Source organism: Denitrobaculum tricleocarpae, from assembly GCF_007004665.1.
GTDB classification, from domain to species: Bacteria; Pseudomonadota; Alphaproteobacteria; order Kiloniellales; family Kiloniellaceae; genus Denitrobaculum; species Denitrobaculum tricleocarpae.
In genome coordinates this window covers 563795-577311 of sequence record NZ_ML660053.1, presented here as the reverse complement: position 1 = coordinate 577311, position 13517 = coordinate 563795, and the positions used below count along the sequence as shown (strand labels likewise).

Below are 13517 nucleotides of genomic sequence, written 5' to 3'. Positions count from 1 at the left end.
CATCATCATACCTTGTAGGCAAAGCGCACAGCACCCCAGTGCCTGCCCTTCACGGTAATCGGGGCTGAGACGTCATTCATGAGCACGAAGGTCCCGCCCCCCATATCACGGCGGTAGGTCTGAAGCAAAAAGGCCTCAGTGTTCCGCCCTGCCCGCAAGCCCACGCGATCATCGAAAATCCGCCGGCTGCGGCAGTGCGCAGCGTTCCAGACCGGATCATCGCTCTGGGGCTGCGCGAACTTCTTATTATGAGTTGGCAAATAACCGTTGTCGTCGATGGCTGCGCAGAACACGACCCGTTCATCGAAGTCCAACAGCGGTTCCTGGATCCCGGGCAGCAAGCGGTCCGTAAGATCGGTGAACTTGGCCATCAATTGTTCAGGGTCGGTATTGGCAATCGGCCGATAACTCCGGTCCATGAGATCGCCAAGACTGATCTCTCCCGCATCGACGGCCTCTTCGAAGAGACGGCTGATGGTGCCTGCGGTTTCCTGAACCTTCTCGACAAAAGGCCGGTCGAGGGTATTCTCTTCAGCGCTTGCTGAAATGCTGATCAGTCCCTCGGTCACATCGATCAGACGATTGATCCGGTCCCGGGCCTCTGTGAGGGTTGCTCCGGATTCCTCGACCCCGACCGCCATATCCCCAAGCGTGTTGACGAAGCCGCCGCAGAGGGATTCGATCTCCGCCGCGCCCGATGCAATATCGGCCGTGCCTTCGCCCATGCGGTTCATGGCGTCACCCACCGAAGACATCACTTCGCCAATGGACTCGGTTCCTTCCCGCACCGATTCCGCCCGCTTCGTCGCGGCTGCGCCCTGCTCCACCAGGGTCGTTGCTTGACGGGTGAGCTCGCCAACGGAGGCATGGATCTCCGCCGTAGCATTGCTGGTCTGCTGAGCCAGAAGCTTGACCTCGCCGGCCACGACTGCGAAGCCCTTGCCGGCATCTCCGGCACGGGCCGCTTCGATTGTCGCATTCAAGGCCAGAAGGTTGGTTTGTTTTGCAATCGCCTCAATACCGGCAGCGATCGTTGCAATGGGCGTGACGGCTTCCTGCAGTGCGCTCAAGCGGCTTTCGATCCGCGTAACGGCATCGACAAGCTCACGAATCTCAGAAAGAGAGGTCTCGACTCGGTTGCGCGAACTCTCCGTCTCGGTGACGGCACCGGCGCTCAGCTTCTTTGCATTTTCCGCGGTCTCCGCGATGCGCCGGTTGCTTTCATTGACCGCGCCCGCCGATTGCAGGAGTGCATTGAATGCCTCGACCTGCCGGGCGACTTTGGCAGTCACATCCTCGACATTGCTGGCGATGTCGACAATTTCGATACTCAGATTCCCGGCATCTTGTGCGAAACGGTCGACCAAACCCGCTGAACTACGTTTGCTATGCGCCATCACATTCCACCCAGGCCTTGAGGCATTTAGAGACGCCCTTCTTCACAGGCACTGTGAAAAGGCAACCAGCCTCTAAAACCAAATTACGGAGGGCAGAAGTCTACTGGTAGACGTATAAACAAGCGTTAAAAAACAACCTTACGCATTCATCACAGGCATAATTCAACCAAAACTGGCATATTTTCACAAAGTTTCGCGCAGATTAAAAGTCGGGAACGTCCAGTCCACTCGCGGAGATTTGCGTAGCGACCGCCTGTTTGAGGCGTGACAGCCCCGCTTCATCGTTCGCTTCGCATCGGGCCACCAGCACATCCTGGGTATTCGACGCCCGAAGCAGCCACCAGCCATCTTCGGTTCGGACCCGCACACCGTCGATGTCATTAACATCGGCGCCATTGGCCGCCAACCGGCTTTTGACTTCCGAGATCACCGGCACTTTGCGGTCTTCCGAGCAAGGGAAGCGGATTTCCGGCGTGTTGACCACCTGGGGCAGGGAATCACGGTATTCGGCAAGTGTCTCCGACGACCGACTCACGATGTTCAGCAGGCGGACAGCAGCATAGAGCGCATCGTCAAAACCGTAGAAACGATCAGCGAAGAAAAGATGCGCGGACATCTCACCGGCAAAAGGCGCGTTGGTCTCGATCATCTTGGTCTTGATCAGGGAATGGCCGGTTTTCCACATGACCGGCTTTCCACCCGCGCGGGCAACCTCGTCGAACAGAACCTGACTGGCTTTGACGTCGGCAATGATTGTGCTGCCGGGCAATTCCCGCAGGACGTCGCGCGCCAGCAGCAGCATGATCTGATCGCCCCAGAGAATCCTGCCCTGCCCGTCGATCAGGCCGATCCGGTCGCCGTCGCCATCAAACGCGATGCCAAGATCGCAGTTTCCCTCGGCAACGGCCTCCTGAAGCTGCACCAGGTTTTCGGGCACGGTTGGATCAGGATGATGCGCAGGAAAGGTGCCGTCGATCACTTCGTTCAACAGGCGGTGCTGGCCCGGGACCTTCTTGCAGAGCTCCGCCATGACCTCGCCCGCGGCACCGTTGCCCGCGTCCCAGGCTATCGACAGGGCTTTATCCCCCATGTCGAGGTCTTTCAAAAGACGCTTCACATAGGCATCGAAGATCGGGTGATCTTCGGCTTGCCCGGCGCCACTCTCGAAATCTCCGGCAGCAGCCAGGCGGCTCATCGCCTGAATTTCCTCGCCAAAAAACGACTTCTTGCCAAGCATGATCTTGAAGCCGTTGTAGTTCGACGGGTTGTGCGAGCCCGTGATCATAATGCCGCCGTCGGCGTCCAGCTCATAGGTCGCGAAATACAGCATGGGCGTCGGGCCACGGCCGACACGCACGGCCGTGACACCGCTCGCGCTAAGCCCCGCCACCAGGGCCGCTTCCAGCTCCGGAGATGAGAGACGCCCGTCGTAGCCGACGCAGACCCGCGTGCCGCCCTTACGTGCCACGATGGTTCCGAAGGCGCGTCCGATGGCCCGCGCGTCTTCAGCTGATAAGGTCTCGCCCACCACGCCGCGGATGTCGTATTCTCTCAGGATCGTGCGATCGAAGTTGTAGCCCGTCATCGCCTACTCTCCAGCTTCCGCAAGGCCGCTGGGGCGTCCCACTGACTCGTAATCGAAGCCGGCATTGGCCATCTCGGCAGGATTGTAGATATTGCGTAGATCAACCATCGACGGTGCCTTCATCAGGGACTTGACCCGGCCGAGATCGAGTCCCCGGAATTCGTTCCACTCGGTGATAATAACCAGAACATCCGCATCCGGCATGGTGTCGTAAGCGTTTTCGCACCAGGTCACGTCGGAGATCACCTTTTTCGCCTCTTCAATGCCCTCCGGATCGTAGACGCTCACTGCGGCACCCGCAGCGCGCAGGGCCGGAACGATGTCGATACTCGGCGCGTCGCGCATATCGTCGGTGTTGGGTTTGAAGGTCAGCCCCAAAACAGCAACCTTTTTGCCCTCGAGCGATCCGCCACAGTGGGCGATGACCTTGTCTGCCATGCCTTTTTTGCGCTTGTCGTTGATGTCAACGACTGTCTCCACGATGCGGACGGGAGAGCCCTTCTCCCGCGCGGTGTGCGCGAGGGCGGTTGTATCCTTGGGGAAGCAAGAGCCGCCGTACCCCGGACCGGGGTGCAGGAATTTACGCCCGATCCGGCCATCAAGGCCGATGCCTTTCGCAACGTCGTGCACGTCAGCGCCAACCTTCTCGCAGAGATCGGCGATCTCATTGATAAAGGTGATCTTGACCGCCAGAAAGGCATTGGCTGAGTACTTGATCAGCTCGGAGGTCTCAAGCTGGGTAAAGATGATCGGCGTCTCGATCAGATAGAGGGGCCGGTAGAGTTCACGCAGAACCTCCTGGGCGCGCGGTTCCAGGGTTCCGATCACCACACGGTCGGGCCGCATGAAGTCGTTGATCGCGGCACCCTCACGCAAAAACTCGGGGTTCGAAGCCACGTCGAAGTCTGCATCGGGCCGGGTCGCGCGAATGATCTCAGCGACTTCGCGTCCCGTGCCGACCGGCACAGTGGATTTGGTGACGACCACTGTGTAGCCTTCCATCACTTCAGCCACTTCTTTGGCCGCTTGGCGCACAAAGGTCAGATCCGCCTGACCGTCACCGGCACGCGAGGGCGTTCCTACCGCAATGAAAACGGCGTCGGCGCCTTTGACGGCGGTTGCCAGATCCGTCGTGAAGGACAAGCGGCCCGCAGCGACGTTGTTTGCGACCAGCTTGTCCAGGCCGGGCTCAAAGATCGGAATTTCACCGGCCAGCAACCGGTCAATTTTGCTTGAATCCTTGTCGACACAAACGACATCTGTGCCAAATTCAGAAAAACAGGCTCCGGAAACCAGGCCAACATAGCCGGTACCGATCATTGCAATACGCATAAAGAATTCTCTCCGCTAAAAACGGTCAGTTGAGTGTATGAGGCCGGCGCGGTGCTCAGGTTCCGGGCGCGTAACGCCGCAAAATGTCCGCCATGTCATTCCCCAGGTCCTCGCGGGCCAGTGCAAATGCGATGTTCGCTTCCAGGAAGCCGGCCTTGCTGCCGCAATCAAAGCGCGTGCCGCTAAAGCGTAGACCATGAAACGGAATCCGGTCGATGGTCCGCGCCATAGCGTCGGTCAGCTGGATTTCGTTGCCGGCGCCCCGCTCCTGCCGCTCCAGCTCGTCAAAAACCTCCGGCTGCAGGATATAACGGCCAATGATGGAAAGCGTCGAGGGTGCAACTTCAGGATCAGGCTTTTCCACCAAACCCTTGGCTTTCGCCAGCGAACCATTGTCCTCGACCACATCCAGGATACCATAGCGCTTGGTGTGCTCCTTGGGCACGTCCATGACGGCCACCAGATTGCCACCGATGGGTGCATGAGCCTCGACCATCTGCTTCAGGCAAGGCGTATCCGCCTGCACCAGGTCATCGGCCAGCAGAACCGCGAAGGGCTCGTTGCCAACCAGATTTCGCGCGCACCAGACCGCGTGTCCCAGGCCCAGAGGCTCTTGTTGACGCGTGTAGCAGACCTTTCCGGGCGCCGCCAGCAGGTCGGCGATCAGCTGCAGTTCCTCTGTCTTGCCCCGCCCGGAGAGCGTATCCTCAAGCTCCTGGCTGCGATCGAAATGGTCCTCGATCGAGGCCTTGCCGCGTCCGGTGACGAAGATGAACTCCTCAATACCGGCCTCGCGCGCCTCTTCGACCGCATACTGAATCAATGGCTTATCGACCACCGGAAGCATTTCTTTCGGCATGGCCTTGGTCGCCGGCAAAAACCGCGTCCCAAGCCCACCGACAGGGAAAATCGCCTTACGCACCCTAGCGTTCATCGCAATACAGACCCTTGGATTATTGAAGAATGAGGCTCGAAATTAGCCGTAGCAATACTGTGAAACGTTGTAATGCCATAGCGTTAATAACGTGACAACAGCTGGAGACAGACTATTGCCGGGTGATAAGCCCCAACAAGGCCGAAATTGTTAATTTTTAAGGAGGAGATCTTTGGCCCGGTTAATCTGCGCGGCCAGGAAGTTAGAGCCGCCGTGGTCCGGATGGATCTTCTGCAGCAGGCGGCGGTGGGCCTCACGGATTTCCTGCGTCGAAGCGCCGGGCTCCAAGCCAAGAATCTCGTAGGCCTGCTGCGGACTCATAGCGCCTCCGGGGGGCGCTTCTGCGGAACTTCGGGCCCTGCCGCCACTGCTGCTGCTCTCCCATCCGCTGTGATCCTCTCCGTCTGAAGCACCGGCCCCCATGCCGAAGTCTTCCTGCCAATCCGGCCCCAGCCGCCGCTGCAGATAGCTCTCCAGGACCGAGGCCGATTGGGCATCGACCACGATCTCCTGCCACAGGCTCAGCAATTCCGAGGGCGTCAAATCATCCAGCGTTTGCCCGGCGAAAACTCCTTCCAGAACCATGCCGCTCAATCCGCCGCTGTCATGATCCAGGGTCATCCGGAAATAGCGGGTCACGACCTCGGAACTCTGCCCGGGCTGCGGCCCCAACGCGGCTTTGAAGCGATTCTTGGCGGCCCGAAAACGGGTGAGAAACATCAGGGCGATCGGCGCGAGGGCAATCAGCAAGGACGCACGGCCCGTAAAGACAATCAGCAGAATCACCGCCACCACCAGGAAGATACCAACCCGGGGCACGGTCTTCGCCAGAGTCTTGGGATCGGCAATGCTGTACCATTTCGCGAGAAGCAGCATTCCAGCCAACACGCATAAACCGAGGAAAAAATAACCGATCACGTCAGGTTCACTTCACTTGATGCGTCAATTGAAGAACGGATCCGCCTGCCTTGCGGCTATAGTCTGCCAACGCCCGGCGTCCTCCGGCTGCATAGACAGCCACGGCAGCCAGCAAATCCCGCAACTGTTTTGCGCTGGAGGCATCGAAGGAACAGTAGGCTCCGCCGGAAAGCCGGGCGATCTGCTGAAACGCATTGGCAGCAATTGGATCAAAGCCCTCATGGAACATGAAGCAGGGAACGCCCAGAACACCGAGTTCTCCCGCAAGGTGTCCGAGATGATCAATGTCTTCTTCAACCGCATCTCCGACAAAGACCAGGGCACCCACCTTCTTTTTCCGGGTTTCGTCGATGGCACGTTTCAAGACCTTGCCGATCTGCGTGTGCCCGGCATAACAGGAGACAGAGGTCATTCGGCGCAGCAATTCATTGGAATTTGCGATCCAGCTCGATGCCTTGCATTCGCCAAAGCCGCGGTAAAACACGAGTTGGATTTCCAGGCCACCAAGGGCGCTGGTTTCCCGAAACATCTCGCCCTGAATATGGCAGGCCTTGTCCCAACTTGGCTGGCGGCTCGCCGTGGCGTCCATGGCAAAGATCAGTCGGCCCTTTGCCCCTCCGGTCGCCGCTCCGGGCGCCTGCGCCACTTTTCGCAGGAAGGCATCCACATCCGAGCTTGATGAGCGGCCGCCCTGGGGTTGGGCAACCTCCGATGAGCCTTTTCTGATGTCTGGTGACCGGTGGTCACCGGAGCGGCTCGGTGTCTTCTTGTCAGCTGTCATAATCAGGTGTTCCTAACACTATTTAGGTAGGTTCACCCTGCGCAGAATCCAGAGGCAATAATTCCTCTACCCTATGTGATCACGCGCCGGCAGGCGCCTTGGTCCGCCTGGACAAAAAGCAGTGTCTCAAGCTTCGCTGGCGGCTTCAACCTCCTCGCGCAGCTGTGCACCGGCAGCGGCCCTCATACCGTCAGCTGCGGAAACGGCTGTTTGATCGAGCTGCGCCGCGGCACCCTCGGCGGCTGCGGCATCACCTGCCTGTTCATCGACATGTCCCGGCAGGTTGAGAACCTCGAGAAGCTGGCGCAATTCCTGGCGCGCGGCCACGTGGCTCAGGCTCAGGCTCATGGCCACGTCGCCTTTTGAATCGCCGAGATCCAGGAGCGTCAGCCCCTTTGGAAAGAGCTCACGAAAGACCACGCGCTCGCCGAACCCCGGGGCGATCCGGAACCTTAGGCGCTTCGAAAGCTGCTCCAGCAGCTGCCCGATATCCTTCTTGTTCCGGGCATTGATGTGAGACAGGCGGTTGCGCATGATGATCCAGTCCATGGGCGGGAGCCGGTCCATAGCGCGCTGTTGGCGCTGCTCCCATACCATTTGGCTGTAAACGCTGGGCGAAAGATAATAATCCTCACCATCAAGCTCCACCCGGCCAAGCATATCCATGTCGAGAAAGCTGTCATTGAGCGGTGTGACCAGGGTATCCGCCATGATATGCCCGAGCCGCGAGAGGCTGCTGTCGCTGCCTGGCGTATCGATCACGATAAAATCATTGTTGTCCAGGGCGGCCCAAGCCGTTTGCAGGCTCTGCTTCTCTTCCTGCTCCGCAACCTCCTGGATGTCGCGGGTCGAGCTATAGATCCGGCGGTGCTCCGGACAGGGCAGTTCCAAGCCGGTCGCCTCGATGTAAGACAGCCGGTTTTCGATGTAGCGCGAAAAACTGCCCTGACGTGCATCCAGATCAATCGTTCCAACCCGGAAATCACGCTTCAGCAGAGACACCGTGAGATGCATGGCCGTAGTGGACTTGCCGGAGCCGCCTTTTTCATTGCCAATCACCACCACGTGTGGCCGTCGGCCGCCGTGCCGATATTTCATACGATCTCTATCCAAACAGCGGTGTCATGGAACACAGCCCCTCCCCGCGGGGGACCGGGATCGGCCGACACCAATGCGTTAATACCAATGCCGTCCTCGAACGCCGAGTTGGGCCAGATGCTCTCCACCACCACCACGTTGTGCTGCAGTCCATCGAAGGTTTCTGCGTGTAGGGTTATGCTCGCCAGTTCATTGCCCATCCGCACCTTATCGCCGTCCGAGATCCCAAGGCGCTTGCATGCCTCGGGGTGAATCAGGACGGTCGGCCGCTGCTCGCGTTTCAACGAGCCCGGTGTCTCCGTAAAGGTCGTATTGAGGAACGTCCGCGCCGGCGCCGCGACAAGCCGGAACGGCCGGTCGCTCTTCGCAGCGTCAATGGAGTCCATAAACCCGGGCATGCGCGGCATATCGGCATGGTCCACGCCGATGGCGGACCAGTCGGGTTTGAAATGGAAGCGTTTGTCGTCGTTGCCAAAGCCATCGCTGAAGTGCGCCGTCTCGAAATCCAGGGCGCAGTCCAGCCATCGATCGTCGTAAACACTTTGCGCACTGGGCAGACCAGAGGCCCTCAGCGTCGCGTCGATCAGGTCCCACTCGGACATTTCGAAACCCGGATGCTCTGCACCCAAGCGGTTCGCCAGCGCGCAAATCACCTGATGATTGCTGCGGCATTCAGCAAAAGGTTCAATCACGGGGCGGGCGATCTGCAGATGGGTATGCCCGCCGCCCTTATAGATGTCGTCGTGCTCCAGGAAAGTCGTCGCCGGCAGAACGACATCGGCCATGGCCGCAGTCTCGGTCATGAACTGTTCATGCACACAGCTGAAAAGATCGTCGCGCTCAAAACCCTGCCGGACCTTCAGGCTTTCCGGACAGACCACCATGGGATTGGTGTTCTGGATAAAGAGTGCCGTCACGGGAGGGCCATCCCCCAGATCACGTGGATCGTTGCAGAGGACGGGGCCCAGGCGCGACTGATCAAAAATCCGCACATCAGGGTCCAGAACGTCTAGCCCCTCAATCAGGGTCGCATCGATTGGAAAGATCCCGCCGTTCGAGTAAAGCGCGCCGCCACCCTCGTACTGCCACGCCCCGGTGACGATCGAGAGGCAGGTCGCGGCATGCAGATTGGCCGCTCCGTTCCGCGAGCGCGAGAACCCGTAACCAATGCGGATGAAGGATTTCTTGTGCGCGCCGAAGAGCCGCGCGAAAGAGACGATTTCCTCAACTGAGAGGCCGGTGATTTCGGACGCCCACTCCGGCGTGCGCTGGGCGAAATGAGCCTCGAGCTCGTCATCCCAATCGGACTGGCGCTCCATATACGTTCTGTCCGCCAGCCCCTCGGCCAACATGACGTTGACGGCTGCTGCCGCCAAGGCTCCGTCGGTTCCCGGCTTTACGGCCAGATGAAGGTCGGCCTGTTCGGCCGTGCCGGTCCGGTAAGGGTCGATCACCACCAGCTTGGCGCCGCGTGTCTTGCGCGCCTTCGCCACGTGGGTCATCACATTGACCTGGGTTGAAACCGGATTTCCGCCCCAGATCACGATCAGGTCGGATTGCGCCATCTCCCTGGGATCGAGGCCGCGCTTCACGCCATGACCGGCCAGCCAGCCGGCGTCCGCAAGGGTATGGCAGATCGTCGAGTATTGCCTCGAATAGCCCTTGGCATGGCGCAAACGTTCAATGCCGTCACGCTGCACCAGCCCCATGGTTCCGGCATAGAAATAGGGCCAGACCGTCTCTGCGCCGAGCCGCTGCTCCGCTTGAAGCAGGTTCTCGGCAACCTCGTCCAGCGCCTGATCCCAGGAAATTTCTTCAAAGGCTTCCCGCCCGGCTCCCTTCTCGCCGACCCGGCGCAAAGGTTTGCTCAAACGGTCGGGATGATGAACCCGTTCGGAATAGCGCGCGACCTTGGCGCAGATTACACCGGCGGTGTAGCTGTTGGCCTTTGCACCACGAACCTTGCCGATACGCGCCTCGGACAGCCGCTCGACCTCGAGAGCACAAGTGCTCGGGCAGTCATGCGGGCAGGTCGACTGCACGAATGGTGGTTTCACAGCGCTATCTAGCGGCATAACCTAATGGTTGCTCCCTGGAGTGCGGCTCTTCCTGATCGAAGCAGTCAAGATCTTGCGCCGCTCTCTACCACTATGTCTCAGAGGCTGATGATATTTTTCGCCGGTTTAGTGAAAAACGATCAGACTCTAGTTGAATCGGCGCTTACTTTAACCGCAGGCAGCGCGGTCTTCAATCGAGGTTCGATTACAGGAAACAAAGAGTTACCGGCTTTTTCCAGGGAAATATCAGGGACGCCTCCTAAGCTATTCAAGTGACGGGAAACTGCTGCGCGATACAATGTGTACGAACGAGGACAAAAAAACGATGCTGACGCCGGGAGACTCCTACGACGAGGTCTATAAAAACCTGAATTGGTCGATTCCCCAGCACTTTAATATCGGGATCGATGTCTGTGATAAGTGGGCCGATTCGGACCGCCTCGCGCTGATCCACAAGACCAGCGACGGGCGTACGGCGCGCTACAGCTTTCGGGATCTGAAGGCGCTGTCAAACAAACTGGCCAACGTCTTCAAATCGCTCGGTTTGGAGCGCGAAGACCGGATCGGCATCCTTCTGCCCCAGGCCCCCGAAACCGCGATCACCCATATCGCGGCATACAAAATGGGTGCGATCGCGATTCCGCTCTTCAGCCTGTTCGGGGAAGAAGCCCTGGAATACCGTCTGTCGGATTCAGGTGCCAGAGCGGTCGTCACTGACAACGCCGGGGCAGCCAGGCTTGCGGAGATTCGGAACCGGCTGCCGGACCTGCGCCACGTGCTCTGCATCGATAGCCCGCCCGATAGTCCTGAAGCCTCCGCGCTTCTGGATTTTCACGGCCTGCTCGAGCCGGCCAGTCCGGACTTCACGCCGGTGGACACACTGGCGGAGGATCCCGCGCTCATCATCTACACCTCCGGCACAACCGGTCCGCCCAAGGGCGCACTCCATGCCCATCGGGTATTGCTTGGGCACCTCCCGGGCGTCGAATTTCCCCACGAGTTCTTTCCGCAAGCAGACGATCTTTTTTGGACCCCGGCCGACTGGGCCTGGATTGGCGGGTTACTCGATGTGCTCTTGCCCGCCTGGCATCACGGTGTGCCGGTTCTGGCCCATCGCTTCGCCAAGTTCGAGCCTGAAGCCGCCTTTGCTTTGATGGCCGAATTCAAGGTCCGCAATGCCTTCATGCCGCCGACCGCGCTCAAGATGATGCGCCGGGTCGAAAAACCGCAGGAGCGCTGGGATCTCGATCTGCGCTCGATTGGCAGCGGCGGCGAATCTCTGGGCGAGGAGTTGCTGACCTGGGGCCGCGAGGCCTTTGGCGTCACGATCAACGAATTCTACGGCCAGACCGAGTGCAATCTGGTGGTCGGCAACTGCGCAAACCTCATGCCGGTCAAGCCCGGCGCCATGGGCCGTGCTGTTCCGGGTCACGAAGTCGCCGTAGTCGACGATGCAGGCCTGCCTCTGCCCGCCGGCGAAGAAGGCAATATCGGCATCCGGCGTCCGGATCCGGTCATGTTTCTGCGCTATTGGAACAACCCGGAGGCCACGGGGAAAAAGTTCGCCGGCGACTGGCTGCTCACCGGCGACCGGGGCAGGTTGGACCAAGACGGCTACTTCCATTTCGTCGGGCGCGATGACGATGTGATCACCAGCGGCGGCTACCGCATCGGCCCGGGCGAGATCGAGGACTGTCTGATCAAGCACCCGGCCATCGCCATGGCCGCGGTTATCGGGGTGCCCGATCCCCTGCGCACGGAGCGGGTCAAAGCCTTCGTCGTGCTAAAGCCGGATGTCGAGGGTAGCAAGGATCTGGCGCGGGAGATTCAGGCCTTTGTCAAAGTGCGTCTCGCCGCCCACGAATACCCCCGCGAGGTCGCCTTTGTGGAGGAACTGCCCATGACCACCACAGGCAAGATCATCCGCAAAGCCCTGCGCGCCCTGGAAACGTGAGGCTGCACCATGAAACGAGTCTGTTTTGTCGGCGCCTCGACCGTCGAGGGTCAGGGCGATGAGAACAGCCTGGGCTGGCCCGGACGGCTCGCGGCTTTGGAGCGGCAGACCGGTCGCGCCTTTATCCCCTACAACCTCGGCGTCCGCGGGCAGACTCTGCGCGAAATCCGCGCCCGCGCCAAGGCGGAGTGCGCGGCTCGGATCCAGGACCCAAAAAGCGATCTGATCGTCCTGGGCACCGGCATGAACGACCTCGCCCGCATCGGCACCGGCGCTTTCCGGACGCCGCAACGGCGCACGCTGGCGGATTTCACGCAACTCGTGGAAGAACTGGCGGCACTTGCGCCTTTAATTGTCGTCGGCCCCTTCCCGGTTTTCGAGCCAAAGATGCCCTTTCATTCAGCGGTCAGCGGAATGAACTTCGATTTCAAGAACCAGGACATTGAGGAGGCGGCGGAGAACTACGCCAAGATCTGCGCAGCGCGTCAGATGCCCTATCTCAACCTCTTCCAGCCTCTCTCTAGCGATCCCGACTACATGGCCGGGCTTCAGGCAAACGATGGTCTGCACAGCAACGGCGCCGGCTATCAGGCGATCGCAGGAAAACTGCACGTATGGCATCCATGGCGGACTTCTGCCCGTTAACCCCGCAACAGCGGCATCATCAGCGAGAACAGCTCCGCCTGAGACGAGATCTCGCATTTCCGGTAGAGCTGCTTCCGGAAGACCTTCACGGTCTGGGGACTGATACCCAGGCGCAGGCCGATGGAGGCGGAGGAATGGCCGCGCAGGATCAAAAGCGCGACCGCCGCCTGGCGCCCGCTCAAGGACACCCCATGCTCGGCCTTCGCCGCGTCTATCAGGCGCTGAGCGACATCGGAGTCCTGGAAATCGCCGGTCGAACTCAGGCCCGACCAATGAACCTCCGCCAGGCCGATAGCGATGGGCGCAATCCGTTGCGCAACCTCGACTTCGCGGGTCGAGAACTTGCGGTTCGAAGTGGCATCGCGGCCCAGACAGATATGCAGGGACACGCCTTTTCCCGGATAAGCCACGAAAGCCAGCTCGTCGATCAGGGTCGTGCAGCTGTAGTAGCTGCTGTAGTAAGGATTGCGGTGGAACTGATCCGGGGCGATGTCCCTGAGCCGGTAAAGCCCTTTCGGCGCTCTCTTGACATGAAGCTCATGGAAGGGATCCAAGAGGTAAGCGCCGCCGATATAGACCGTTTCCATCTCCGAATGCACACTGGGATCCTTGGCCTGAAGGTAGAGTGGCGAAGGCGGCCGGTTCTGGTAGTAGACCAGGATCGTTGTGTTATCCATCTCAAGGCAGCGGTTGAGCCAGCTGTGGAGCTTTGATTCGAAAAGCTCGCCGTTGAGAGCTGCGATCGCAGTGCCGAGACTCTCCTCAGCAGCATTCGGCAACTTTTCCATCACTATACCTCTTTGGGGGTATATACCC

General features: G+C 59.7%; 11 protein-coding genes. 2 read left to right on the top strand and 9 right to left on the bottom strand.

The genetic code is table 11. From position 1 onward, the window contains the following. Nucleotides 1–5 precede the first annotated feature (5 nt). The 8 genes from FKG95_RS07505 to FKG95_RS07470 form a co-directional block, all read right to left on the bottom strand. The gene (locus FKG95_RS07505) at nucleotides 6–1397 is read right to left on the bottom strand and encodes a methyl-accepting chemotaxis protein (RefSeq protein WP_142895701.1); all 1392 of its coding nucleotides are present in this window, start codon (nucleotides 1395–1397) and stop codon (nucleotides 6–8) included. Nucleotides 1398–1599: 202 nt separating this feature from the next. Then, nucleotides 1600–2982 carry a phosphoglucomutase/phosphomannomutase PgmG gene (pgmG, locus tag FKG95_RS07500; RefSeq protein WP_142895700.1) on the bottom strand — a complete coding sequence of 461 codons (1383 nt, stop codon included), beginning with the start codon at nucleotides 2980–2982 and terminating at the stop codon, nucleotides 1600–1602. Between the two features lie 3 nt (nucleotides 2983–2985). After that, nucleotides 2986–4314: a UDP-glucose dehydrogenase family protein gene (locus FKG95_RS07495; RefSeq protein ID WP_142895699.1), complete on the bottom strand. Its 1329-nt coding sequence runs from the start codon at nucleotides 4312–4314 to the stop codon at nucleotides 2986–2988. A 55-nt stretch (nucleotides 4315–4369) separates the two neighbouring features. Then, nucleotides 4370–5248, bottom strand: a complete 879-nt coding sequence (galU, locus tag FKG95_RS07490) for a UTP--glucose-1-phosphate uridylyltransferase GalU (protein ID WP_142895698.1) — start codon at nucleotides 5246–5248, stop codon at nucleotides 4370–4372. A 150-nt stretch (nucleotides 5249–5398) separates the two neighbouring features. Next, on the bottom strand, nucleotides 5399–6124 hold the full coding sequence (locus tag FKG95_RS30115; RefSeq protein ID WP_142895697.1) for a DnaJ domain-containing protein: 726 nt from the start codon (nucleotides 6122–6124) through the stop codon (nucleotides 5399–5401). Between the two features lie 49 nt (nucleotides 6125–6173). Continuing rightward, nucleotides 6174–6947, bottom strand: coding sequence for a vWA domain-containing protein (locus FKG95_RS07480; RefSeq protein ID WP_246116714.1), 774 nt, complete (start codon nucleotides 6945–6947; stop codon nucleotides 6174–6176). Between the two features lie 126 nt (nucleotides 6948–7073). Further along, nucleotides 7074–8045 carry a division plane positioning ATPase MipZ gene (locus FKG95_RS07475; protein ID WP_142895696.1) on the bottom strand — a complete coding sequence of 324 codons (972 nt, stop codon included), beginning with the start codon at nucleotides 8043–8045 and terminating at the stop codon, nucleotides 7074–7076. Next, on the bottom strand, nucleotides 8042–10120 hold the full coding sequence (locus FKG95_RS07470) for a molybdopterin oxidoreductase family protein (RefSeq protein ID WP_179953967.1): 2079 nt from the start codon (nucleotides 10118–10120) through the stop codon (nucleotides 8042–8044). Before FKG95_RS07470 ends, FKG95_RS07475 begins: the two co-directional genes overlap by 4 nt. A gap of 307 nt (nucleotides 10121–10427) precedes the next feature. On the opposite strand from FKG95_RS07470, the gene FKG95_RS07465 reads away from it, so the two are divergent. After that, nucleotides 10428–12056 carry an acyl-CoA synthetase gene (locus tag FKG95_RS07465; RefSeq protein ID WP_142895694.1) on the top strand — a complete coding sequence of 543 codons (1629 nt, stop codon included), beginning with the start codon at nucleotides 10428–10430 and terminating at the stop codon, nucleotides 12054–12056. Nucleotides 12057–12065: 9 nt separating this feature from the next. Beyond that, nucleotides 12066–12701 (top strand): GDSL-type esterase/lipase family protein, encoded by a 636-nt coding sequence (locus FKG95_RS07460; protein WP_142895693.1) that lies wholly within the window; start codon nucleotides 12066–12068, stop codon nucleotides 12699–12701. On the opposite strand, the gene FKG95_RS07455 is transcribed toward FKG95_RS07460, so the two are convergent. Further along, nucleotides 12698–13489, bottom strand: coding sequence for a helix-turn-helix transcriptional regulator (locus tag FKG95_RS07455; protein WP_142895692.1), 792 nt, complete (start codon nucleotides 13487–13489; stop codon nucleotides 12698–12700). The two genes, FKG95_RS07460 and FKG95_RS07455, sit on opposite strands and share 4 nt — an antisense overlap. Between the last annotated feature and the right edge of the window lie 28 nt (nucleotides 13490–13517).